This is a genomic window from Exiguobacterium sp. s34 (assembly GCF_018617435.1).
Taxonomy (GTDB): Bacteria; Bacillota; Bacilli; order Exiguobacteriales; family Exiguobacteriaceae; genus Exiguobacterium; species Exiguobacterium aestuarii.
Genome location: NZ_JACSKE010000009.1, coordinates 1 through 22,916 on the forward strand (window position 1 = coordinate 1; position 22,916 = coordinate 22,916).

The following is a 22,916-nucleotide window of genomic DNA, read 5'->3' on the forward strand; positions in this document are numbered from 1 at the left end:
AGTAGTTGGGGGATCTCCCCCTGTGAGGATAGGACGTTGCCAGGCAACAACGCAGAGGACGACCGAGCATAACGCTCGGTCGTTTTTTTTATCGATTAGCGGTGCTCTTTATAGAGGGCACCGCTTTTCGTTTGCCTTTTTTTAAATCAATGATAAAATATAGTCAAAAGTCAAAGATGGTCAGAGGGTGGTGGAGATGAGAAATATTTCGGATGTCATTGAACAGTATTTGAAGCAAGTGTTGAAGGAAAGTCAGGCAAATGCGATCGAGATTAAACGTCAAGACATCGCGCAACGATTCGAATGTGTTCCATCCCAAATCAATTATGTCATCAACACACGTTTCACCGTCGAAAAAGGATATTTAGTAGAAAGTAAACGTGGCGGTGGCGGGTATATTCGAATCCGACGCGTCATTTTACACGAAAAACAAGACGTTCTTTCAAGTTTAATGGATGTCATTCATAATCACCCACGCCTAAATGAACAACTCGTTGAAAATGTGCTCGTTCGATTAGTGGAAGAACAAATGATGGACGAGCAAGAAGCACAGTTGATCTATCATCTCTTATCAGATGAAGCGTTAAACTTACAGGTTGATGATCGCTTTTTTATTCGACGTCAACAATTACTCGCACTGATGAAAGTACTTCGTTATCGTAATGGGGGATAAGTCGTATGTTATGCGAACGCTGTAAACAACGACCTGCTGTCAATGAAGTCGTTGTGATGGAACAAGATGTACCCGTAAAAAAACGATTATGTCGGCAATGTACGGTAGAACTCATGACGGGTTATGTACCGGTCGTGAAGCGGTGTCCGACTTGCCAGATGACACGCCAAGACTTATTGCGTGTACGAAAAGCAGGATGCGCAACATGTTATACCGTATTTCGGGATGAGTTGATCAAGATTACTCGTCAATATCAACAAGGGCACGATCATCACATTGGATCGATCCCCGACCATTTGCGCACGCCTCATGAACGGATTGAAGAACGGCTCGAAAAGTTGGCAGGGGAGTTGACCCGCGCTGTCGAACAAGAAGATTATGAACGGGCAGCACGGATTCAAAAAGAAATGAAGCAATTAGAAGGGCAGGGAGATGTATAATGGAAACTTTCCTAACACATCCACTTGGTCCAAAAATGAAAGAGCGTGCCAAACTCGATGACTTGGTCGTTTCTACGAGAATTCGACTGGCACGTAACGTCAAAGACACGGTATTCTCTCCCGTACTTTCTAAAGAAGGCGAACGACAACTTTGTGATCGTCTCGAAGGGCGTCTACGTGGGTTAAAGGGATTTGAATATCTTCATATGCGTGATTATGATGAAGTAACACGACAGGCATTGATGGAGAAACACTTGATTAGCCCGGCTGTTGCAACAAATGAAGAGAGTGCGGTCTTCTTAAGTGAAGATGAGACAATCAGCGTGTTGATTAATGAAGAAGACCATCTACGCATTCAAACGTTGCTTCCAGGATATCAAGTGAAAGAAGCGTTTGAGTTAGCGAAGCAAGTAGACGCATTATGCGCAGAATCCCTCTCTTACGCGTTTGATGAGCAATTAGGATATTTGACGACATGTCCAAGCAATATCGGAACAGGACTCAGGGCCTCGGTCATGTTACACTTGCCGGGACTCACCTTAACGGGACGGATTAGTCCGATTTTGCGAGAGCTTCGAAAGCTCGGTTATACGATTCGAGGTCGTTACGGTGAAGGGAGCGATGCTGCCGGACGCTTGTTCCAATTGTCGAATCAACGGACATTAGGAAGTCATGAATCACAATTACTTGCCGACTTCATGGAAGTGACAGAACAAGTGATTCAAGCAGAACGCCATGCGCGTGAGGAACTCGTTGCGAATCGTCAGGAGGAATTAGAAGATCGATTTTATCGGTCATACGGTATTTTAAGATATGCTAAACTACTTTCTTCTACTGAGGCGATCGAAAGATTATCTGATTTACATTTGGCGAGTGACCTAGGGATTTTATCTGATTGGAGTCCACCGAAGTTCCATGAACTCATCGTTCGACTACAATCAGGTTTTCTACAAAAGCATTTCGGGAAAACATTATCTACACAAGAACGGGATCGAGAGCGAGCAACCCTCGTTCGTCGAACGTTAGATCAAGGCTTAGTTTGATCCAACTATAAGGAGGTTTTGTCAATGATGTTTGGACGTTTTACAGAACGAGCACAGCGCGTATTAGCTTTAGCACAAGAGGAAGCAGTACGTCTTGGCCATCATAATATTGGTACAGAACATATTTTATTAGGATTGGTTCGTGAAGGAGAAGGAATCGCTGCAAAAGCGCTCTTCGCTCTCGGATTGACTTCTGAAAAAATTCAACAAGAAGTAGAATCATTAATCGGGCGCGGTTCTGAGAATGGATCAACAATTCATTACACACCACGTGCGAAAAAGGTCATTGAACTCTCGATGGATGAGGCACGAAAATTAGGACATTCATACGTTGGAACGGAACACATTCTTCTTGGATTGATTCGTGAAGGCGAAGGTGTCGCGGCACGCGTCCTCAATAACCTTGGAATCAGCTTAACGAAAGCTCGTCAACAAGTATTGCAGCTTCTCGGTAACACGGAGTCTTCTTCAAACGCCTCGCAACCAGGCGCGAGCGCTGCAACCCCAACACTTGATGGATTGGCACGCGACTTGACGCAACAAGCACGTGAGTCCCGATTAGACCCGGTCATCGGACGAGCAGGTGAGATTCAACGTGTCATTGAAGTCTTATCTCGTCGTACGAAAAACAACCCGGTTCTTATTGGGGAACCAGGTGTCGGGAAAACAGCTGTAGTTGAAGGCCTCGCCCAACAAATCATCAACAACGAAGTACCTGAAACACTTCGCAATAAACGAGTGATGGTACTCGACATGGGTACACTCGTAGCGGGGACAAAATATCGTGGCGAATTCGAAGATCGTTTGAAGAAGGTCATGGACGAAATTCGTCAGGCTGGAAATGTTATTCTCTTCATCGATGAGTTGCACACATTGATTGGTGCGGGTGGCGCAGAAGGTGCGATTGATGCGTCGAACATCCTTAAACCTTCATTGGCCCGTGGTGAGCTTCAATGTATTGGAGCGACAACGCTCGATGAGTACCGGAAATATATCGAGAAAGATGCTGCGCTTGAACGACGCTTCCAACCGATTCAAGTAAATGAGCCGACAACAGAAGAAGCTGAGCAAATTCTTTTCGGTTTACGTGATCGCTATGAGGCCCACCACCGTGTAACCATCACGGACACAGCGATTCATGAGGCAGTCGTTCTGTCTGACCGTTATATCTCAGATCGTTTCTTGCCAGATAAAGCGATTGATCTCGTTGATGAGGCAGCATCAAAAGTACGACTTCGCTCATTCACCGCGCCACCGAACTTAAAAGAATTGGAGTCGCGTCTCGAGTCGATTCGTAAAGAAAAAGACTCAGCTGTTCAAAGCCAAGAGTTTGAAAAAGCAGCATCTCTCCGTGACACGGAACAGAAGTTACGTGATGAGTTGGAAGAGCTAAAAACGGAGTGGCAGAACAAGCAAGGCAATGAAAAGCTTGAAGTGACGAAAGAAGATATCGCTCAAGTTGTCGCAAACTGGACAGGTGTACCGGTCACGAAGATTGCGGAAGAAGAGACAGACCGTCTCCTAAAACTCGAATCAATTCTTCACAACCGTGTCATCGGTCAAGACGATGCCGTGAAGTCGATCTCTCGCGCCATCCGTCGGGCTCGTGCCGGCTTGAAAGATCCAAAACGTCCAATCGGTTCATTCATCTTCCTCGGACCTACTGGAGTCGGGAAAACCGAACTCGCTCGTGCGGTTGCAGAAGCGATGTTTGGTGATGAGGACGCGATTATTCGAATTGACATGTCGGAGTACATGGAGAAACATGCGACGAGCCGTCTCGTTGGTTCGCCTCCTGGATATGTCGGTTACGAAGAAGGCGGTCAGTTAACAGAGAAAGTACGCCGGAAACCATACTCGGTCATTCTTCTCGATGAGATTGAAAAAGCGCACCCTGAAGTGTTCAATATTTTACTTCAAGTGCTTGATGATGGTCGTTTGACGGACTCGAAAGGCCGCACGGTCGACTTCCGAAACACGGTCATCATCATGACATCAAACGTCGGGGCCGCAGCGCTTCAACGTAATAAGTATGTTGGATTCACAGTCGAAGATGATGTGAAACGTGAGTATACAGAAATGAAGGATAAAGTACTCGAGGAATTGAAAAAGGCGTTCCGACCTGAGTTCTTGAACCGGATTGACGAAATCACGGTCTTCCATTCACTTCAAAAAGAGCACATTCAAGAAATCATTAAACTTATGGCAGAGACACTTAAAAAACGTCTCGCCGAACAAGGTGTTGATTTCAGCTTGACGGATGCGGCGCTCGACAAGATTGCCGAAGTCGGCTACGATCCGGAATACGGGGCTCGCCCTCTCCGTCGTGCCCTTCAACGAGAGGTGGAAGATCGCCTCTCAGAAGCAATGCTTGGCGGTACCATTGCCAAAGGTAGTAAAGTTGCGCTCGACGTACAAGATGGAGAGTTTGTCGTTCGTAACGAAGGTGTGGTTCAGTAAATCATTTAGCTCCCTCGTCGTTCATGAGGGAGCTTTTTTTAGACAGGAAGGAAACTTATGGCCAAAATTAAAACGAAATACGTCTGCCAATCGTGTGGATATGAATCAGCCAAATGGATGGGGCGCTGTCCAGGTTGTAATGAATGGAATACGCTCGTCGAGGAGTTTGTCGAGGAGAAGAAAGCGAAACGGGGTGCAGCTTTTGTGCACAGTTCATCCCGACAATTGAAGCCGGAGCGACTAGCGAACGTCGTCTCGCAAGAAGAGACGCGTGTGCACACAAATAGTCGTGAGTTTGACCGGGTGCTCGGTGGAGGGATTGTTCCGGGTTCCCTTGTCTTAGTCGGGGGTGACCCAGGAATCGGGAAGTCGACGATTCTACTACAAGTCAGTGCACATTTAGCCCACAGCGGTAAGAAAGTACTGTATATCTCAGGTGAGGAATCACTCAAACAGACGAAACTGCGGGCGGAGCGTCTCGGGTTACCGACCGAAGACTTGTTTGTGCTCGCTGAGACAGATATGTTGATGATTGAACGGGTCATCGATGAGGAACAACCAGGATTCGTCATCATCGACTCGATTCAGACGGTATATATGGATGAGATTCAATCTGCGCCAGGAAGTGTGTCGCAAGTTCGAGAATGTACGGCAGCACTCATGAAGATTGCGAAGACGCGAGGGATTGCTGTCTTCATCGTCGGTCACGTGACGAAACAAGGATCGATTGCGGGACCACGGCTACTCGAGCACATGGTTGATGCGGTACTTTACTTTGAAGGGGAGCGTCATCATACATTCCGTATTTTACGAGCAGTGAAAAACCGTTTTGGTTCAACGAACGAGATTGGAATTTTCGAGATGAAAGAGAGTGGGCTAGAAGAAGTGCTCAACCCGTCCGAAATCTTCCTAGAAGAACGAACCGCCGGTGTGTCGGGGTCTACGGTCGTCGCTTCGATGGAAGGGACAAGGACGGTACTCGTTGAACTACAGGCTCTTATCTCCCCGACATCATTCGGGAATCCGAGACGTATGGCGACGGGGATCGACCAAAACCGGGTCGCGCTTCTGATGGCTGTCCTTGAGAAACGTTCAGGCTTGTTGCTTCAGACGCAAGATGCCTATTTGAAAGCAGCGGGTGGCGTCAAGTTAGATGAGCCTGCGATTGACCTCGCGATTTGTGTCTCGATTGCCTCGAGTTTCCGCGATCGCCCGACTCGTCCGACGGATGTCTGCATCGGTGAAGTCGGGTTGACCGGAGAAGTGCGACGCGTATCGCGAATTGAACAACGTGTCGCTGAAGCCGCAAAACTAGGATTCACACGTGCCATCATTCCGAAAAACAACATGGGTGGATGGACGGCTCCGGCAGGAATTGAAGTGGTCGGCGTCGGAACGGTAGACGAAGCATTGCAGTTGGCGATCCCGTTTTAACGGGTCGCCAATGGCAGTTTTTAACGCTTTGTAACGAACGTGATTGAAAAAATCATGTTACAATGTAAGTGTTATTTTTTGAAATTTTATTTCATATAGAAGGAGGTGGAATGAGTGAAGATTGCAGTACGAATCGGATTTATTTTGATTGGTCTCGTCGTAGGTTGGTTTGGAATTATCGAAGCGACGCTATTATTAGGAGACTTCGGCATGAATGTGCCGGAATGGTTAACGATTCCATACGTAGCAAGTTTGATTGGTGGACTTATCTTCTTCATTCTTAGTTTATTCTTAACCGATGGTGTTGTTGCATTTATTCGTTTTGTCGAAGAACGGCTCGTCCGTTTACCGGTAGGAGATATTTTATTCGGTTCGATTGGCCTCATTATTGGGCTCTTGATTGCCTTTTTAATCAGTGTGTCGCTCGAAGTCACGAACATTTTCTTATTGAGTAAAATCGTCCCGATTTTTGTCACGGCGCTGTTTGGTTACTTCGGATTCGCGGTCGGATATCGGAAGCGTAACGAATGGATCAAGCTATTTGTGAAGAGCGAGCGGGAGAAGCCGGCGGCTGAACCGGTTCAGCGTTCAAATGATAAAATCTTAGATACGAGCGTGATTATCGATGGACGAATCGCCGATATCGCCACGACTGGATTTGTGGAAGGAACGTTGATTGTTCCGCAGTTCGTCATCGGAGAACTCCAATATATCGCGGACTCGTCGGATACATTAAAACGAAACCGTGGTCGTCGTGGGCTTGATATTTTAAAGGAACTTCAAGAGAATAAGCGAATCCAAGTTGAAATTTATGATGGGGATTTTGAAGACGTACCAGAAGTCGACATTAAACTAATCAAATTGGCAGAGCTTAAAAATGGGATTGTCGTCACGAACGACTATAACTTAAACAAAGTATGTGAAGTTCGAAATGTCCCGGTCTTGAATATTAATGACTTAGCGAATGCCGTTAAACAAATCGTCATCCCAGGCGAAGAGATGGTCGTGACGGTCATTAAAGAAGGAAAAGAGCAAAATCAAGGCGTTGCCTATCTCGAAGACGGAACGATGGTCGTCGTAGAAGGTGGACGTAAGTTGATCTCGAAGACGCTTCCTGTCGTCGTGACGAGTGTGTTACAGACGTCTGCAGGGCGCATGATTTTTGCCCGTCCTGAATAACGAACAAAAAAGAGACGCGTGAGCGCTCTCTTTTTTCACGAAGAGAGGTGTTTAGCATAGTATCTTATACAGTTGTGATCCCGGCTGCGGGAAGAGGGAAACGAATGGGGGCGGATGCGAATAAACTGATGTTGTCGCTCCGTGATAAACCAATCATCGTATGGACGCTACAAGCGTTCGATACCGATCCGTGGTGTGAACGAATCGTTCTAGCGATTCGTCCAGAGGAACGTGAATGGTTTGAAGCGATGACGACACAGGTTGAAACACCGATTACATACGTAACAGGTGGGGAAGAACGACAACAAAGTGTTTACGCAGGACTCAAGGTGGTTGCACCCGATACGATTGTGATGATTCATGATGGTGCCCGTCCATTTGTAAAGCGCGAACAGCTACATCAAGTGGCAGAAGCGGCCTTACAAGGTGGCGCCATTCTAGCGGTACCCGTCAAGGACACGGTCAAACAAGTCGAACGTCATCAAATCGAACGAACCGTGCCCCGTGAAAATTTATGGTTGGCGCAAACGCCACAAGCCTTTCAGATCGATGCCATTTTAGCGGCTCATGAACGGGCGATCGAACAACAGATGATGGGAACGGATGATGCGAGCTTATTCGAATGGATTGGTGAGACTGTACAAGTCGTCCTTGGGGACTACCATAATATTAAGATGACAACGCCAGAAGACTTATTGTTTGGTGATGCGATTTTAGCGAAGGAGGACTTACAATGAGAATTGGTCAAGGATTTGATGTACACGCATTTGCGGAAGGACGTCCGCTAATTTTAGGAGGAATCGAGATTCCGCACGAACGTGGTCTGCTCGGTCATTCAGATGCAGACGTATTACTCCATACGATTGCCGATGCGGCACTCGGTGCGATTGCGGCAGGTGATATCGGGAAGCATTTCCCGGATACGGACCCTGAATTTAAAGATGCAGATTCGAAAGTGTTGCTTCGCCACGTGTGGCAACTTGTGAAAGACGAAGGGTATGTCCTTGGAAATGTGGATGCGACCGTCATGGCACAACGTCCGAAGTTACGTCCTTATATTGATGAGATGCGGGCGGTCATTGCCGATCTTCTCGAAGCGGACATCGAACAGGTGAACGTGAAGGCGACGACGACAGAGAAGCTTGGCTTTACGGGGCGTGAAGAAGGAATCGCGGCACAAGCGGTCATCTTACTCAACCGAGCTTGACAGAAATGGTATACTATTTGGGCAGAAGAGAAGAAAGGTGGAACTATTATGAGTGAAGTGCGTGTACGCTATGCGCCTAGTCCGACGGGGCATCTCCACATCGGGAATGCGCGGACTGCGTTGTTTAACTACTTATTTGCTCGTCATGCAGGCGGGAAATTGATTCTTCGAATTGAAGACACGGACCAAAAACGAAATGTGTTGAACGGTGTCGAGAGTCAAATGAAGTATTTGGAGTGGCTCGGAATCGATTGGGATGAAGGTCCGGGTCGTGACGGAGATTACGGTCCATATTACCAAATGGAACGTCTTTCACTTTATGAGAAATACGTCAACGAATTGATGAGCAAAGGTCTCGCTTACAAATGCTACATGACGTCAGAGGAGCTCGAAGCAGAGCGTGAAGCACAAATTGCGCGCGGCGAGGCACCACGTTATTCTGGTGCACACCGCAATCTGACTGTCGAAGAACGTGAAGCGTTTGAAGCAGAAGGTCGCAAGCCGTCGATTCGCATCCGTGTGCCGGAAGGCGTAACGTATAAGTGGACAGATGTCGTTAAAGGCGACGTCTCATTCGAGTCGAAAGACTTTGGTGATTGGGTCATCGTGAAACAAGATGGCATTCCAACATACAATTTCGCGGTTGTCGTCGATGACCACTTGATGAAAATCAGCCATGTCTTGCGTGGAGACGATCACATTGCGAACACACCAAAGCAGATGATGGTATATGACGCACTTGGATGGGAATATCCTGAGTTCGGTCATATGACGCTTATTTATAACGATCAACATAAGAAACTATCAAAACGTGACGAATCGATCATTCAGTTTATTGAACAATATGCGGACCTCGGTTACTTGCCGGCAGCGCTCTTCAACTTCATTTCCCTTCTTGGCTGGTCGCCGGTTGGAGAAGAAGAAATCTTCTCAAAAGAAGAGTTTATTCAAATGTTTGATGCGAACCGTTTATCGAAGAGTCCAGCGGTATTTGACCAACAAAAACTTTCTTGGATCAACAGTGTATACATGAAGAAGGCCACGCTTGACGAAGTAGTGGCACTCAGTTTACCATTCTTACAAGAAGCAGGACGATTACCCGAGGCGGTATCTGTGGAAGAAGCAGATTGGGCAACAAACTTGATCGCATTGTATAAAGAACAAATGACGCACGGGGCAGAGATTGTCGCGTTGACAGACTTGTTCTTCAAAGATGAAATCGAGTATGACGAGGAAGCGAATGCTGTTCTTTCAGGAGAAACGGTTCCGGCTGTCCTTGCAGAGTTCAAACAACAGCTCGAAGGAATCGAAGACTTCACACCAGAAGCGATTAAAGCGGCGACAAAAGCGACGCAAAAAGCAACTGGTCAAAAAGGGAAGAACTTGTTCATGCCAATCCGTGTCGCAACGACAGGACAAACACATGGACCAGAGCTCCCGAACGCAATTTCGTTAATCGGAAAAGAGCGTGTCTTAAAGCGTCTGACAACTTTATTAGCATAAAGGCATCGATGAGGAAAGTAAGCGGTATGGCACTTTGCAGAGACTAGAACCTAGGCTGGGAGTTCTAGATGTGTCCCCCGAAGAAGTGCACCTCTGAGCCGTCTCGGCGATATGTAGTCGAGGCCGCGACTCGGCGTTAACGAGACTTGAGAGGGGAACACTTTTTCCCAAACAGAGTGGAACCGCGCTTACGGCGTCTCTGTGCCTTGGCACAGGGGCGTCTTTGTTTTTTGTATAAGAAAAGGAGATATCAATTATGGGATTTTGGAGCAGTGTACGCGAGGATTTGCGGACTGTCCTGGAACTCGATCCTGCCGCTCGTTCAAAAGTAGAGGTGGCACTGACGTATCCAGGTCTACACGCCATATGGGCACATCGTATCGCACACGGATTATGGAGACGTAACGTGAAGTTGGTGGCCAAGTTGTTAGCCCAGTTCAGTCGTTGGGTAACCGGGATTGAAATTCATCCGGGAGCAGTACTCGGTGATCGCGTGTTCATCGATCACGGTTTTGGTGTCGTCATCGGTGAGACGGCGATTATCGGGAATGATGTGACGATTTATCAAGGCGTCACACTCGGAGGAACAGGGAAAGAAAAAGGGAAGCGTCATCCGACCATCGGGAGTGACGTGCTCATCTCGGCAGGGGCGAAGGTACTCGGAAACATTACGGTTGGCGATTGCGTCAAAATTGGAGCGAGCTCCGTCGTCTTGAACGATGTGCCGTCTGATTCGACCGTAGTCGGAATTCCGGGTCGTGTCGTCATTCGAAACGGGAAGCGTGTGAAGCAACATGACCTCGATCATCGTTTCCCAGACCCAGACCGTGAGTGTCAAGAACGCTTAGAAGCGGCAGTGGATGAACTACAACAAAAATTAGAGGCGCTTGAAAAGCGGATGGAGGAGAAGACACATGATTCAGCTGTACAACAGTCTCACGAATAAAAAAGAACCGTTTGTTCCAATCGTTCCGGGAAAAGTATCGATGTATGTTTGTGGACCGACCGTCTACAACTATATTCATGTCGGGAACGCCCGACCAGCCATCGCTTTCGATACGGTGCGTCGTTATCTGACATATCGTGGGTACGAGGTGAAATACGTTTTGAACTTCACGGACGTAGACGACAAAATCATTCGCACCGCCAACGAGTTGGGGGAAGACACGGAGACGTTGACGAACCGTTACATTGAAGCTTATTTGGCTGATACGGGAGCATTGAACGTACAACCGGCAGACGTACACCCACGTGTGACGGATACAATGGAAGAAATCATCGAGTTCATTCGTCAGTTAGAGACAGAAGGGTTCGCTTATGAATCAGAAGGCGATGTATATTTCCGGACGAAGAAGTTTGAAACGTACGGGAAATTAAGTCAACAGTCCATCGAAGATTTACGTGCTGGCTCGCGCGTCGATGTCGGAGAAAAGAAAGAAGACCCGCTCGATTTCGTCTTATGGAAAGCCGCTAAACCAGACGAGCCTTCATGGGATAGTCCATGGGGTAAAGGACGACCAGGCTGGCATATCGAATGCTCGGCGATGGCGAAAAAGCATCTCGGCGCAACGATTGACATTCATGCGGGCGGTCATGACTTGAAATTCCCACACCACGAGAATGAGATTGCCCAGTCAGAAGCGTGTAACCATGCGAAGTTTGCCAACTACTGGCTGCATAACGGATTCATCAACATTGAAAATGAGAAGATGTCTAAATCGCTCGGCAACTTCCTACTCGTTCACGAGGCATTGAAAGAAGTCGACCCGATGGTCCTTCGTTTCTTCATGTTGTCGGTCCATTATCGTCATCCGATCAACTACAGCCGTGAATTGATTGAACAGGCGGCAAACGGTTGGAGTCGAATCAAAGAAGCGTATCAAAATATCGAATACCGCTTGTCTGTCACAGCTGGACTTGGTGAACCGAGTGAGTCGATGGAGCGGAAACTTGAAGCAATCAAGACGTCGTTTATCGAATCGATGGATGATGATATCAATACAGCAAATGCCGTGACTGTTCTCTTTGACTTAGCACGGGAAGCGAATATTTATGCCAAGGCGGATCACGTGGCAAAAACGACACTCGAACAAGTTCTCTCGTTATTCGACGAATTGACAGGTGTGCTCGGATTGACGCTCGCTGAAGAGAAAGAATTGCTCGATGCCGAGATTGATCAATTGATTCAAGAACGAAACGACGCACGCGCGGCACGTAACTTTGCACGGGCTGACGAGATTCGTGATTTACTGAAAGAACAAAACATCCAACTCGAAGACACGGCCCAAGGGGTTCGGTGGAAACGGTTATGATGCAACCGAAACAAATGAATGCTCTCGCGCTCGCCTATATGGGTGACGTGGTGTATGAATTGGCCGTACGAGAAAGACTGCTCGAGCAAGGGTTGACGCGCCCGAACGATTTGCATCGAGGGGCAGTCCGTTACGTGAACGCGCGGGCGCAAGCGAGCGTCGTGACCCATTGGCTTGAGACGGACGTGTTGACAGAAGAAGAGCAAGCCGTCGTCAGACGGGGTAAGAATGCGAAGTCAGGCTCGATTCCGAAGCGGGTCGACGTCCATACGTACCGTTACTCTACGGCATTTGAGGCATTGATTGGCTATATCTATTTAACAGAAAGAAGGGATCGTCTTGAAGAACTCATCAAACAAGCGTTCGAACGACTCGAAACCGAGTCGACCGAAACGACATGACGAAAAACGGGGCGCGGAAAAACGAAAGTTTGACCGTCCGCGTGGGGAACGTCCAGAACGTTCACGCCATCAGAAGGCGGAACGACCGGACTATAAGGAAGTAGACGTGATGGAGGAAGGAATCGATTTTCTTTACGGTCGAAACCCTGTACTCGAAGCACTTCGAAGCGGTCGCGACATGAACAAAGTGTTTGTTATGGAAGGGCAACAAAAAGGACCGCTCGCTCAAATCATCTCGATGGCGAATGAAGCATCCGTCCAAGTGTCATTCGTACCGAAAACAAAACTCGAGAAGATGGCTGGTAGTGAACATCACCAAGGTGTTGTAGCGGCCGTCGCGGCTTATGAGTATAAAACAATCGAGGACATGTTCGCGCTCGCCGCTTCAAAAGAGGAGACACCGCTCTTTATTTTGTTGGATGAACTCGAAGACCCGCATAACCTCGGTTCGATTTTACGGACCGCGGATGCTGTCGGGGCACATGGGATCATTATTCCGAAACGCCGTTCCGTCGGTTTGACTCAGACGGTCGCCAAAGCGTCGACTGGCGCGATTGAACATATCCCGGTTGCGCGCGTGACGAATTTGACGCGGACACTCGAAGAGTTGAAAGAAAAAGGATTATGGGTCGTTGGGACCGATGCGAAAGAGAGTCAGGATTATCGTCGATTGGATGGGAATATGCCACTTGTCGTGGTCATCGGGAGTGAAGGCAAGGGAATGAGCCGACTCGTGCGTGAATCATGCGACTTCCTCGTTCACTTACCAATGGTTGGTCATGTCACGTCACTGAATGCATCTGTTGCAGCGGCACTCCTTCTGTATGAAGTGCATCGCTCACGTCACCCGTTAGCATGAGTATCCAAAAACGCGAGCTCCTTCTTGTCGACGGATATAACATCATCGGGGCGTGGCCGCACTTAAGAAGTTTGCGCGATATGGATTTTGACCAAGCGCGCAATTTGTTAATTGAAGCGATGGCGGAATATCAGGCCGTATCTGGGAAAGAAGTCACCATCGTCTTCGATGCCCATATGCGATACGGGCGTGAATCGAAAGAAAAACGAAGTCGTGTCGATGTCGTCTACACAAAAGAAAATGAAACGGCAGACGAATGGATCGAGCGGCGGGCGCACGAACTGGTGGATAACCGACTCGTCACATTATTCGTTGCAACGAACGACTTCACCGAGCAGTGGGTCATTTTTGGCCAAGGTGCCTTACGTGTCCCCGCGACCGAATTATTAAAAGATTGGAAGCATGCCAAAACACTGATTGAGCAACAACGCCTCTCGTTAGAGAAGGAACAATCGAATCGAAAAACGATCGATATCCCTCCGCATATTCAAGAACGATTTGAAGAAATGCGACGTCGTAAATCAAAAGGTGACTGAAATCACGGACGAGTTCATGAAATGGACTCGTCTTTGTTTCGATTTTGACATTTTTTTGCAAAGGAATGTTGTATACTATTACATATATGAGTTACACAGTATTTAATTGACGGAATTTTTAGAAATTTGTTTGACGCATAGGAGTAGGGAGTCCTATAATGGGACACAACCTTACATAGTTCAGGATCAATCGCCGGGGGGTAACGAGCATGAACGGATGGCCGTACGAACAGTTTGAAAAAATGTCAGACGAAGAGTTGGTCTTATTGGCGCGCAACGAAGGGGATAGCGACGCGCTCGAGTTTTTGATTGAACGATACCGGTATTTTGTTCGAGCAAAAGCCCGCTCTTATTTCTTGATTGGTGCAGATCATGAGGACATCGTCCAAGAGGGCATGATCGGTCTCTATAAAGGGGTGCGGGACTATAAAGACGAGCGACTCGCCTCGTTCAAAAGTTTTGCCGAGATGTGCATCACACGTCAGATGATTACAGCAATCAAGACGGCGACGCGTCAAAAACATATTCCGCTCAACTCATATGTGTCACTCGATAAACCGATTTTTGATGAGGAATCTGATCGGACGTTGCTCGATGTCATTTTGCCACCACATCCGACGGACCCGCAGGAACTAATCGTGACTCAAGAAGAGCAGACATTTATGGAAGCGAAGATGGATGAGATTTTAAGTGATCTCGAGCGGAAGGTGTTGCGTCTTTATTTAGACGGACGTTCTTACCAAGAGATTTCAGACGACCTCGACCGTCATGTCAAATCGATTGATAATGCGTTACAGCGCGTGAAGAAGAAGTTTGAACGCCATGTCGACGTCCGAATGCTCACGAGCTAACCGATGATTGACCGCGTGCCTCCTATGTGATACTTTAAAAGCAGCGCCTTGTCCGTAGACGCCATTTACAGGAGGCGTTTTTTTTTCGCTCTTTTTTAAGAGGGATTAGTCGAAAGGGGCGCTTATGAATGGCAAAGAAAGTAAGTCTCGCTTGCTCAGAATGCGGGTCTCGGGAGTATTCGACGACAAAAAAAGATGGTGTGTCGACACGGCTTGAAATGAAAAAGTTTTGTCGCCGCTGTAACGCGCATACGATGCATCGAGAATCAAAGTAACGTAGATTGGCATTCAATGTAGGAGGAAGCTACCATGAACTTTTTGCGCGACGTATGGAAAGAGTTGAAAAAAACGAGTTGGCCAACTCGTAAAGAACTCACGAAATATACCGTTACCGTCATCGCGACCGTTGTCGTGATTGGCCTGTTCGTGTTCGGCGTAGATACTGGAGTCAGCTATCTCGTCAATTTATTGATTAACTAAGGAAGAGGTGAAAGCCGTGGAGAAACAGTGGTTTGTTGTCCAGACGTACTCAGGTTTTGAGAATAACGTCAAAGAAAACCTAGAACGTCGAATCGGTTCGATGAACATGGAAGATAAAATTTTCCGCGTCCTCGTCCCGACTGAAACGACGCAAGAAGAAGTCACATTAAAGAGTGGCGAAAAGAAAATTAAAGAGCGTGAAGTCAAAAGTTTCCCGGGCTACGTGTTCGTAGAGATGGTCATGACTGACGATTCATGGTATGTTGTCCGCAACACGCCTAACGTCACCGGCTTCCTCGGTTCAACGGGTGGCGGAGCAAAACCAATCCCGCTTCAACCGGACGAAGTGACAAACGTCTTGTCACAAATGGGTCTCATCGAGAAGAAAGATCGTTACAACTACGAACTCGGTGACCTTGTCCGCGTGAAAGAAGGCGCGTTCGAGAACTTTGAAGGTACAATCGATGAGATTGAAGCTGACAAAGAGAAGCTCAAAGTCGTGGTCGACATGTTCGGTCGTGAAACAAAAATTGAGCTTGATTTCGAACAAGTTCAGAAAATTAACTAAACCCACTTGCTAATCCGTGAAACGGATGGTACAATCGAAAATGTTTGATGTTGTGCTATATTTCGGTACAAACTCGACCTAATAGATTGAGTGGGAGGGCGCACAACGTCCAAGAAACCACATTTTAGACTTAAGGAGGTGTGTCTCGTGGCGAAAAAAGTTTCTAAACTCGTTAAACTTCAAATCCCGGCTGGTAAAGCTAACCCAGCACCACCAGTAGGTCCAGCACTTGGTCAAGCAGGTGTTAACATCATGGGATTCTGTAAAGAGTTCAACGCTCGTACACAAGACCAAGCCGGATTGATTATTCCTGTAGTCATCACGGTATACGAAGATCGTTCGTTTACATTCATTACGAAAACTCCACCAGCTGCAGTTCTTTTGAAGAAAGCTGCTGGTATCGAGAGTGGTTCTGGTGAACCAAACCGTAAGAAAGTAGCAACGGTTAAGCGTGACAAAGTTCGCGAAATCGCTGAACTTAAAATGCCTGACCTTAACGCATCATCTGTAGAAACAGCGATGCTTATGGTTGAAGGTACTGCACGTAGTATGGGTATTGTAATCGAAGACTAATTGTTAGTCTCTGGGGTTGTCGGTGAATACTGCTCACCTTCAATCCCTTCATTATGTGGGAGGAAATTCCGCTAACCACAAGGAGGAAAAGATCATGGGTAAAAAACACCAAGAAGCAGCTAAGCTTGTTGACCGCACGAAGTCATACGACCTCGCTGAAGCTGTCGAGCTCGTTCAAAAAACAGCTACTGCTAAATTCGATGAAACAATCGAAGTTGCTGTCCGTCTCGGCGTAGATCCGAAGAAAGCAGACCAACAAATCCGTGGTGCCGTTGTACTTCCACACGGTACTGGTAAAACACAAAAAGTTCTCGTCTTCGCTAAAGGTGAGAAAGTGAAAGAAGCGGAAGCTGCTGGCGCAGACTACGTTGGCGACGCTGAGTACATCAACAAAATCCAACAAGGATGGTTCGACTTCGATGTAATCGTTGCGACACCTGACATGATGGGTGAAGTTGGTAAACTTGGTCGTGTTCTCGGACCTAAAGGCCTCATGCCTAACCCGAAAACAGGAACAGTTACTTTCGACGTAGAAAAAGCAATCGCGGATATCAAAGCTGGTAAAGTTGAATACCGTGTTGATAAAGCTGGTAACATCCACGTTCCAGTTGGTAAGAAGTCATTTGAAGCATCTAAACTCACTGAGAACATCGAGACAATTCTCGAAACACTCATGAAAGTGAAGCCTGCTACTGCAAAAGGAACTTACCTTAAAAACATCGCGCTTTCATCTACAATGGGTCCTGGGATCCGTGTAGCGACTGCGGATTTCCTTAAGTAATCTTGTTGAAATAAATTGTTGACAACGTGTGACACCGCTGTTAAAGTAATACACGTTCAACCGAATATGTTGGATTACCGTAGACAGAAGGTGGACATCGGTCCGTAAACCCTTCCGAGGTGTCTTTGCTCGAACTTGAGCCTGTTGTCACAGGTTTACTTTCAAACAATTACGCCCTCGTATGTCTTCATACGAGGGATTTCTTTTGGAGAGCAGCCTCTCGTCCGGTATAAGAATTGACTAGGAGGTGCAAACACATGGCAAACGAAAAAATCGTAGCTCAGAAATCGGCACTCGTCGATGAAATCGCTGAGAAAATGCAAGCGAGCGTTGGAACAGTTGTTGTTGACTACCGTGGACTTACAGTTGAAGAAGTGACTACACTCCGTAAATCACTCCGTGACGCTGGAATCGAGTTCAAAGTTTACAAGAACGGTCTTCTTCGCCGCGCAGCTACTCAGTCGAACTTCGAAGGTCTTGACGAAGTCTTCACTGGTCCTACAGCAATCGCCTTCTCTAACGAAGACGTTGTTGCTCCAGCGAAGATCTTGAACGACTTCTCGAAAGAGCACAAAGCGCTCGAACTCAAAGGCGGAATCATCGAAGGCAAAGTGACTTCACTCGAAGAAATCAAAGCCCTTGCAGAACTTCCATCACGCGATGGTCTTCTCTCGATGCTTCTCAGCGTACTTCAAGCTCCAATCCGTGGGCTCGCAGTCGCAACAAACGCAATCGCAGAACAAAAAGAAGAGCAATCAGCTTAATTTTTATCGCGTAGCGTAACTCAAAAAACTTTTTCACAACATCAAAGGAGGAAAACCATAATGGCTTTCAACAAAGAGCAATTCATCGAAGACCTCAAATCAATGACGGTTCTCGAACTTAACGAACTCGTAAAAACAATCGAAGAAGAATTCGGCGTATCAGCAGCAGCTCCAGTAGCAGTTGCAGGTGCTGGCGCAGGCGCAGCAGCTGAAGAGAAAACTGAATTCGACGTAGTACTCACAAACGCTGGCGCTGGTAAAATCAACGTCATCAAAGCTGTTCGTGAAATCACAGGTCTCGGCCTTAAAGAAGCAAAAGCACTCGTTGACGGAACTCCAGCTCCAGTCAAAGAAGGCGTTTCTAAAGAAGACGCTGAGTCAATCAAAGCTAAGCTTGAAGAAGCTGGCGCATCTGTTGAAGTTAAGTAATTCAACTTCACAACCTATAGAAGCTCGCCACGGCGAGCTTCTTTTATTTCCTTGAAGAAAGGGTTAGGAGGTTCAACGCATGGGAGATCATTACTACACGAACGATCCACGTTCGGAAAGTGCCCCGGAGACATGGACGTACGAGTTGCGAGGGAAACAGTATCATTTCACTTCGGACCGCGGTGTGTTCTCGAAAGGATCGGTCGATTTTGGGTCGCGTCTTTTAATTGAGTCGTTTGAAGTGCCTGATGTCTCAGGACGTATTTTAGATGTAGGCTGTGGCTATGGTCCAATGGGGATCTCGCTTGCCGATGCCTCTGGGCGTGAAGCCTTGCTCATTGATGTAAATGAGCGTGCGCTGGCGCTCTCTGAGCAAAACGCCGCCCGTAATGGAGTGACGGTCGAAACACGACTTTCTCACGCGTATGACGCGGTGGGGGGAGAACGGTTTGCCGCCATTGTCACCAATCCGCCGATTCGCGCGGGGAAACAAGTCGTCCATACGATCTTGCGTGAAGCACATGCGCATTTGGTCGATGGGGGAGCAATCTATGTCGTCATTCAAAAGAAACAAGGAGCACCTTCTGCTAAGAAATTACTAGAAGAGGTGTTTGGTCAAGTCGAAACAATTGCGAAAGAGAAAGGTTACTTTATTTTCCGAGCAATTCGGTCTTGACAAACGGTGAAGTCTTGTTGACTCGCCATAACGTATATGCTAACATTATAAAATGCCATTGGAATGGAATTCGCTTGAAACTGCCGTGTCTGCTGCTTTTTAGGGACGGAAAACGAGCGACATTCAATGACAATGTTCGATTATTACGCCCGAAAAATTCGCTAAAGAATTGGGGGTCTGAGAGGTGAATCAGTTGACTGGTCAACTTGTTCAGTACGGTCGTCACCGTCAGAGAAGAAGCTTTGCCCGTATCAGTGAGGTATTAGAGCTTCCGAATTTGATTGAAATTCAAACTGCTTCTTATGAGTGGTTCTTGCGTGAAGGATTGAAGGAAATGTTTACGGACATTTCGCCGATTTCCGACTTCACAGGAAACCTCGTATTGGAGTTCATCGATTACTCGCTCAGCGAGCCGAAGTATTCGATCGATGAATCGAAGGAGCGCGACGTTACTTATTCTGCGCCACTTCGCGTAAAAGTGCGTCTCCAAAACAAAGAGACAGGTGAGCTCAAAGAACAAGAAGTGTTCATGGGGGATTTCCCGCTCATGACAGAATCGGGAACGTTTATCATTAACGGCGCAGAACGCGTCATCGTTTCCCAGCTTGTCCGTTCACCAAGCGTGTACTATAACGCTAAACTCGATAAAAACGGTAAACGTGGATTTGGCGCAACCGTCATCCCGAACCGTGGTGCTTGGCTCGAACTTGAGACAGACGCTAAAGATATCGTTTATGTTCGTATCGACCGTACCCGTAAAATTCCGGTAACGGTGTTGTTGCGTGCCCTCGGATTCGGTACGGACCAAGAAATTATCGACCTTCTCGGGGATGACGAATATCTTCGTAACACCCTTGAAAAAGATAATACAGAGTCTACAGAGAAAGCGTTGATTGAGATTTATGAGCGTTTACGCCCTGGTGAACCACCAACGGTAGAAAACGCAAAATCACTTCTCGTGTCACGTTTCTTCGACCCGAAACGCTATGACTTGGCGAACGTCGGTCGCTATAAGATGAACAAAAAACTTCATCTTAAGAACCGCTTGTTCGGTCAAAAATTAGCGGAAACACTCGTGGACCCAGAAACAGGCGAAGTACTCGCTGAAGCTGGAACAGTCCTCGACCGTCGCAACTTAGATCGTATCCTCCCACACTTGGAGAACGGCCTCGGTTATGTCGATGCGGAACCAACTGGTGGTGTCGCTGAAGGTGAACCGTTCGGTCTTCAATCAATCAAAGTCATCTCACCAGATGACCCAGATGGAGAGCGTATCTTGAACATCATCGGAAATGGCAATATCGACCGCAGTATCAAGCATATTACGCCGGCTGATATTATCGCTTCAATCAACTACTTCTTCAACTTACTTCACGAAGTCGGAACAACAGATGACATCGACCACTTAGGAAACCGTCGTCTTCGTTCAGTCGGAGAACTTCTCCAAAACCAATTCCGGATCGGGCTTTCTCGTATGGAACGTGTCGTAAAAGAACGTATGTCGATTCAAGATCAAAACGCGATCACACCGCAAGCGCTTATTAACATTCGCCCGGTAATCGCATCACTTAAAGAGTTCTTCGGTAGCTCGCAATTGTCACAGTTCATGGACCAGACGAACCCGCTTGCTGAGTTGACGCACAAACGTCGTCTCTCTGCACTTGGACCGGGTGGTTTGACACGTGAACGTGCTGGTTTCGAAGTTCGAGACGTTCACTATTCGCACTACGGTCGGATGTGTCCAATCGAAACACCGGAGGGACCGAACATCGGACTCATCAACTCACTCTCGTCTTATGCGAAAGTGAACGAGTACGGTTTCATCGAAGCACCGTATCGTCGTGTTGACCCGGAAACAGGTCTTGTTACTGGCGATATCCAATATATGACGGCTGATGAGGAAGACCTCTACGTCGTCGCACAGGCGAACATGCCGCTCACAGAAGACGGTCACTTTGCAGACGAACAAGTTCTTTGCCGTTTCCGCGGACAAAACTTGTCAGTTGAGCCAAGCCGAGTCGATTACATGGACGTCTCGCCGAAACAGGTTGTTTCTGCCGCGACAGCATGTATTCCGTTCCTTGAGAACGATGACTCGAACCGTGCCCTCATGGGAGCGAACATGCAACGTCAAGCAGTACCACTTCTCCAACCAGATTCACCGATCGTCGGTACTGGAATGGAGTACGTGTCTGCAAAAGACTCTGGGGCAGCGATCGTTGCGAAATACCCAGGTGTCGTTGAACGCGTCACAGCGCGTGAAATCTTGATCCGTCGCACGTCTGACGTCAACGGTTCTGAGGTTTCAGGTGATTTAGACCGTTACAAACTTCAAAAATATGTCCGTTCAAACCAAGGGACATGCTACAACCAGAAACCAATCATCGCAGCTGGCGACCGTGTCGAAAAAGGAGAAATCCTCGCAGACGGTCCGTCGATGGATATGGGTGAGCTCGCGCTCGGCCGTAACGTCGTCGTTGCCTTCATGACATGGGATGGTTACAACTATGAGGATGCGATCATCATGAGTGAGCGTCTCGTGAAAGATGACGTGTACACATCGATTCATATCGAAGAGTACGAGTCAGAGTCACGTGACACGAAACTCGGGCCAGAGGAAATCACGCGTGATATTCCAAACGTCGGAGATGACGCGCTTCGTAACTTGGACGATCGTGGAATTATCCGCATCGGAGCTGAAGTTAAAGATGGCGATATCCTCGTCGGTAAAGTAACGCCTAAGGGAGTTACAGAATTGACGGCGGAAGAGCGTCTCTTGCACGCAATCTTCGGTGAGAAGGCACGTGAAGTACGTGATACGTCACTTCGTGTACCAAACGGTGGAGACGGAATCATCTTGGATGTCAAAGTGTTCGACCGTGAAAACGGCGACGAATTGTCTCCAGGCGTCAACCAAATGGTACGTGTTTATATCGTTCAAAAACGTAAGATTCACGAAGGGGATAAGATGGCGGGACGTCACGGTAACAAAGGTGTTATCTCGCGGATCCTCCCTGAAGAAGATATGCCATACATGCCAGACGGTACACCGGTTGACATCATGCTCAACCCGCTTGGGGTACCATCTCGTATGAACATCGGTCAGGTGCTTGAACTTCACTTAGGAATGGCAGCGAAGAAGCTCGGCATCAAAGTGGCAACACCTGTATTCGATGGAGCGCGTGAGGAAGACGTATGGGCAACGATTGAAGAGGCTGGTATGGATAAAGATGCGAAGACGCGTCTCTATGACGGTCGTACGGGTGAACCGTTCGATAACCGTGTCTCTGTCGGTGTCATGTATATGATCAAACTCGCGCACATGGTTGATGACAAACTTCACGCTCGTTCGACTGGACCATACTCACTCGTTACGCAACAACCGCTCGGTGGTAAAGCACAGTTCGGTGGTCAGCGCTTTGGGGAGATGGAAGTTTGGGCTCTTGAAGCGTACGGCGCAGCCTACACGCTCCAAGAAATCTTGACAATCAAGTCGGATGACACGGTTGGTCGTGTGAAAGCATACGAGGCCATCGTGAAAGGCGAGAGCGTTCCGAAAGCGGGCGTTCCTGAATCATTCCGCGTCTTGATCAAAGAGCTTCAAGCGCTCGGTATGGAAGTCAAGATGATGTCAGCGGATGATGAAGAAGTCGAAATGAAAGATGAAGATGACGACAACATCCCGAACGCAACATCGGCGTTAGAACAAGTCGTTCAACCGACTGTTACGGAAGAGGAATAAGGCGA

General features: G+C 47.6%; 24 protein-coding genes and 2 other annotated features. All 24 genes read left to right on the top strand.

What is annotated here, in order from left to right; genetic code table 11:
• Nucleotides 1-196: 196 nt before the first annotated feature.
• Nucleotides 197-673 carry a CtsR family transcriptional regulator gene (locus KNO87_RS14535; RefSeq protein WP_214791026.1) on the top strand — a complete coding sequence of 159 codons (477 nt, stop codon included), beginning with the start codon at nt 197-199 and terminating at the stop codon, nt 671-673.
• A 5-nt stretch (nt 674-678) separates the two neighbouring features.
• Nucleotides 679-1,113 carry a UvrB/UvrC motif-containing protein gene (locus KNO87_RS14540; RefSeq protein ID WP_214796624.1) on the top strand — a complete coding sequence of 145 codons (435 nt, stop codon included), beginning with the start codon at nt 679-681 and terminating at the stop codon, nt 1,111-1,113.
• Nucleotides 1,113-2,156 (top strand): protein arginine kinase, encoded by a 1,044-nt coding sequence (locus tag KNO87_RS14545; protein ID WP_214796626.1) that lies wholly within the window; start codon nt 1,113-1,115, stop codon nt 2,154-2,156. Before KNO87_RS14540 ends, KNO87_RS14545 begins: the two co-directional genes overlap by 1 nt.
• Nucleotides 2,157-2,180: 24 nt before the next feature.
• The gene (clpC, locus tag KNO87_RS14550; protein ID WP_214791038.1) at nt 2,181-4,616 is read left to right on the top strand and encodes an ATP-dependent Clp protease ATP-binding subunit; all 2,436 of its coding nucleotides are present in this window, start codon (nt 2,181-2,183) and stop codon (nt 4,614-4,616) included.
• Between the two features lie 57 nt (nt 4,617-4,673).
• Nucleotides 4,674-6,050, top strand: coding sequence for a DNA repair protein RadA (gene radA / locus KNO87_RS14555; RefSeq protein WP_074032385.1), 1,377 nt, complete (start codon nt 4,674-4,676; stop codon nt 6,048-6,050).
• 114 nt (nt 6,051-6,164) lie between these two features.
• Nucleotides 6,165-7,229: a PIN/TRAM domain-containing protein gene (locus tag KNO87_RS14560; RefSeq protein WP_214791040.1), complete on the top strand. Its 1,065-nt coding sequence runs from the start codon at nt 6,165-6,167 to the stop codon at nt 7,227-7,229.
• A 56-nt stretch (nt 7,230-7,285) separates the two neighbouring features.
• On the top strand, nt 7,286-7,966 hold the full coding sequence (gene ispD / locus KNO87_RS14565; protein WP_214796644.1) for a 2-C-methyl-D-erythritol 4-phosphate cytidylyltransferase: 681 nt from the start codon (nt 7,286-7,288) through the stop codon (nt 7,964-7,966).
• Nucleotides 7,963-8,436, top strand: coding sequence for a 2-C-methyl-D-erythritol 2,4-cyclodiphosphate synthase (ispF, locus tag KNO87_RS14570; protein WP_214791050.1), 474 nt, complete (start codon nt 7,963-7,965; stop codon nt 8,434-8,436). The genes ispD and ispF overlap by 4 nt, the downstream gene beginning before the upstream one ends.
• Nucleotides 8,437-8,481: 45 nt before the next feature.
• Nucleotides 8,482-9,939: a glutamate--tRNA ligase gene (gene gltX, locus KNO87_RS14575; RefSeq protein ID WP_214796646.1), complete on the top strand. Its 1,458-nt coding sequence runs from the start codon at nt 8,482-8,484 to the stop codon at nt 9,937-9,939.
• Nucleotides 9,936-10,143 (top strand) — a binding site (T-box leader). Its footprint overlaps the gene before it by 4 nt.
• 52 nt (nt 10,144-10,195) lie before the next feature.
• The gene (cysE, locus tag KNO87_RS14580; protein WP_214796628.1) at nt 10,196-10,885 is read left to right on the top strand and encodes a serine O-acetyltransferase; all 690 of its coding nucleotides are present in this window, start codon (nt 10,196-10,198) and stop codon (nt 10,883-10,885) included.
• Nucleotides 10,854-12,251 (top strand): cysteine--tRNA ligase, encoded by a 1,398-nt coding sequence (cysS, locus tag KNO87_RS14585; RefSeq protein WP_214796630.1) that lies wholly within the window; start codon nt 10,854-10,856, stop codon nt 12,249-12,251. The genes cysE and cysS overlap by 32 nt, the downstream gene beginning before the upstream one ends.
• On the top strand, nt 12,248-12,652 hold the full coding sequence (locus tag KNO87_RS14590) for a Mini-ribonuclease 3 (protein ID WP_214796632.1): 405 nt from the start codon (nt 12,248-12,250) through the stop codon (nt 12,650-12,652). Before cysS ends, KNO87_RS14590 begins: the two co-directional genes overlap by 4 nt.
• Before the next feature lie 109 nt (nt 12,653-12,761).
• Entirely contained in the window at nt 12,762-13,511 is a 750-nt protein-coding gene (rlmB, locus tag KNO87_RS14595; protein WP_214791111.1) for a 23S rRNA (guanosine(2251)-2'-O)-methyltransferase RlmB, read from the top strand.
• Nucleotides 13,508-14,047, top strand: coding sequence for an NYN domain-containing protein (locus tag KNO87_RS14600; RefSeq protein WP_214791058.1), 540 nt, complete (start codon nt 13,508-13,510; stop codon nt 14,045-14,047). The genes rlmB and KNO87_RS14600 overlap by 4 nt, the downstream gene beginning before the upstream one ends.
• A gap of 209 nt (nt 14,048-14,256) precedes the next feature.
• Complete coding sequence (sigH, locus tag KNO87_RS14605; protein ID WP_031421852.1) at nt 14,257-14,898, top strand: RNA polymerase sporulation sigma factor SigH; 642 nt, start codon at nt 14,257-14,259, stop codon at nt 14,896-14,898.
• 128 nt (nt 14,899-15,026) lie between these two features.
• Nucleotides 15,027-15,173 carry a 50S ribosomal protein L33 gene (gene rpmG / locus KNO87_RS14610; protein WP_026824819.1) on the top strand — a complete coding sequence of 49 codons (147 nt, stop codon included), beginning with the start codon at nt 15,027-15,029 and terminating at the stop codon, nt 15,171-15,173.
• A 34-nt stretch (nt 15,174-15,207) separates the two neighbouring features.
• Nucleotides 15,208-15,378 carry a preprotein translocase subunit SecE gene (secE, locus tag KNO87_RS14615; protein ID WP_074032412.1) on the top strand — a complete coding sequence of 57 codons (171 nt, stop codon included), beginning with the start codon at nt 15,208-15,210 and terminating at the stop codon, nt 15,376-15,378.
• Between the two features lie 16 nt (nt 15,379-15,394).
• The gene (nusG, locus tag KNO87_RS14620) at nt 15,395-15,946 is read left to right on the top strand and encodes a transcription termination/antitermination protein NusG (RefSeq protein ID WP_012727691.1); all 552 of its coding nucleotides are present in this window, start codon (nt 15,395-15,397) and stop codon (nt 15,944-15,946) included.
• 147 nt (nt 15,947-16,093) lie between these two features.
• A complete protein-coding gene (rplK, locus tag KNO87_RS14625; protein ID WP_012727690.1) occupies nt 16,094-16,519 on the top strand; it encodes a 50S ribosomal protein L11 in 426 nt (141 codons plus the stop codon).
• Between the two features lie 94 nt (nt 16,520-16,613).
• Nucleotides 16,614-17,300 (top strand): 50S ribosomal protein L1, encoded by a 687-nt coding sequence (gene rplA / locus KNO87_RS14630; protein WP_074032415.1) that lies wholly within the window; start codon nt 16,614-16,616, stop codon nt 17,298-17,300.
• Nucleotides 17,301-17,359: 59 nt separating this feature from the next.
• Nucleotides 17,360-17,513: a sequence feature (ribosomal protein L10 leader region), on the top strand.
• A gap of 44 nt (nt 17,514-17,557) precedes the next feature.
• A complete protein-coding gene (rplJ, locus tag KNO87_RS14635) occupies nt 17,558-18,064 on the top strand; it encodes a 50S ribosomal protein L10 (protein ID WP_214697119.1) in 507 nt (168 codons plus the stop codon).
• Nucleotides 18,065-18,124: 60 nt separating this feature from the next.
• Nucleotides 18,125-18,493 (top strand): 50S ribosomal protein L7/L12, encoded by a 369-nt coding sequence (gene rplL, locus KNO87_RS14640; protein ID WP_074032420.1) that lies wholly within the window; start codon nt 18,125-18,127, stop codon nt 18,491-18,493.
• Between the two features lie 79 nt (nt 18,494-18,572).
• A complete protein-coding gene (locus KNO87_RS14645; RefSeq protein ID WP_074032423.1) occupies nt 18,573-19,169 on the top strand; it encodes a class I SAM-dependent methyltransferase in 597 nt (198 codons plus the stop codon).
• A 193-nt stretch (nt 19,170-19,362) separates the two neighbouring features.
• Nucleotides 19,363-22,911 carry a DNA-directed RNA polymerase subunit beta gene (gene rpoB / locus KNO87_RS14650; protein ID WP_214791113.1) on the top strand — a complete coding sequence of 1,183 codons (3,549 nt, stop codon included), beginning with the start codon at nt 19,363-19,365 and terminating at the stop codon, nt 22,909-22,911.
• The last annotated feature ends 5 nt before the right edge of the window (nt 22,912-22,916 follow it).

Coding starts and splice junctions, on each gene's coding strand:
- KNO87_RS14535 (WP_214791026.1), top strand. CDS start 197: ATGAGAAATATTTCGGATGTCATTGAACAGTATTTGAAGCAAGTGTTG.
- KNO87_RS14540 (WP_214796624.1), top strand. CDS start 679: ATGTTATGCGAACGCTGTAAACAACGACCTGCTGTCAATGAAGTCGTT.
- KNO87_RS14545 (WP_214796626.1), top strand. CDS start 1,113: ATGGAAACTTTCCTAACACATCCACTTGGTCCAAAAATGAAAGAGCGT.
- clpC (WP_214791038.1), top strand. CDS start 2,181: ATGATGTTTGGACGTTTTACAGAACGAGCACAGCGCGTATTAGCTTTA.
- radA (WP_074032385.1), top strand. CDS start 4,674: ATGGCCAAAATTAAAACGAAATACGTCTGCCAATCGTGTGGATATGAA.
- ispF (WP_214791050.1), top strand. CDS start 7,963: ATGAGAATTGGTCAAGGATTTGATGTACACGCATTTGCGGAAGGACGT.
- cysE (WP_214796628.1), top strand. CDS start 10,196: ATGGGATTTTGGAGCAGTGTACGCGAGGATTTGCGGACTGTCCTGGAA.
- cysS (WP_214796630.1), top strand. CDS start 10,854: ATGATTCAGCTGTACAACAGTCTCACGAATAAAAAAGAACCGTTTGTT.
- KNO87_RS14590 (WP_214796632.1), top strand. CDS start 12,248: ATGATGCAACCGAAACAAATGAATGCTCTCGCGCTCGCCTATATGGGT.
- rlmB (WP_214791111.1), top strand. CDS start 12,762: ATGGAGGAAGGAATCGATTTTCTTTACGGTCGAAACCCTGTACTCGAA.
- KNO87_RS14600 (WP_214791058.1), top strand. CDS start 13,508: ATGAGTATCCAAAAACGCGAGCTCCTTCTTGTCGACGGATATAACATC.
- sigH (WP_031421852.1), top strand. CDS start 14,257: ATGAACGGATGGCCGTACGAACAGTTTGAAAAAATGTCAGACGAAGAG.
- rpmG (WP_026824819.1), top strand. CDS start 15,027: ATGGCAAAGAAAGTAAGTCTCGCTTGCTCAGAATGCGGGTCTCGGGAG.
- secE (WP_074032412.1), top strand. CDS start 15,208: ATGAACTTTTTGCGCGACGTATGGAAAGAGTTGAAAAAAACGAGTTGG.
- rplA (WP_074032415.1), top strand. CDS start 16,614: ATGGGTAAAAAACACCAAGAAGCAGCTAAGCTTGTTGACCGCACGAAG.
- rplJ (WP_214697119.1), top strand. CDS start 17,558: ATGGCAAACGAAAAAATCGTAGCTCAGAAATCGGCACTCGTCGATGAA.
- rplL (WP_074032420.1), top strand. CDS start 18,125: ATGGCTTTCAACAAAGAGCAATTCATCGAAGACCTCAAATCAATGACG.
- KNO87_RS14645 (WP_074032423.1), top strand. CDS start 18,573: ATGGGAGATCATTACTACACGAACGATCCACGTTCGGAAAGTGCCCCG.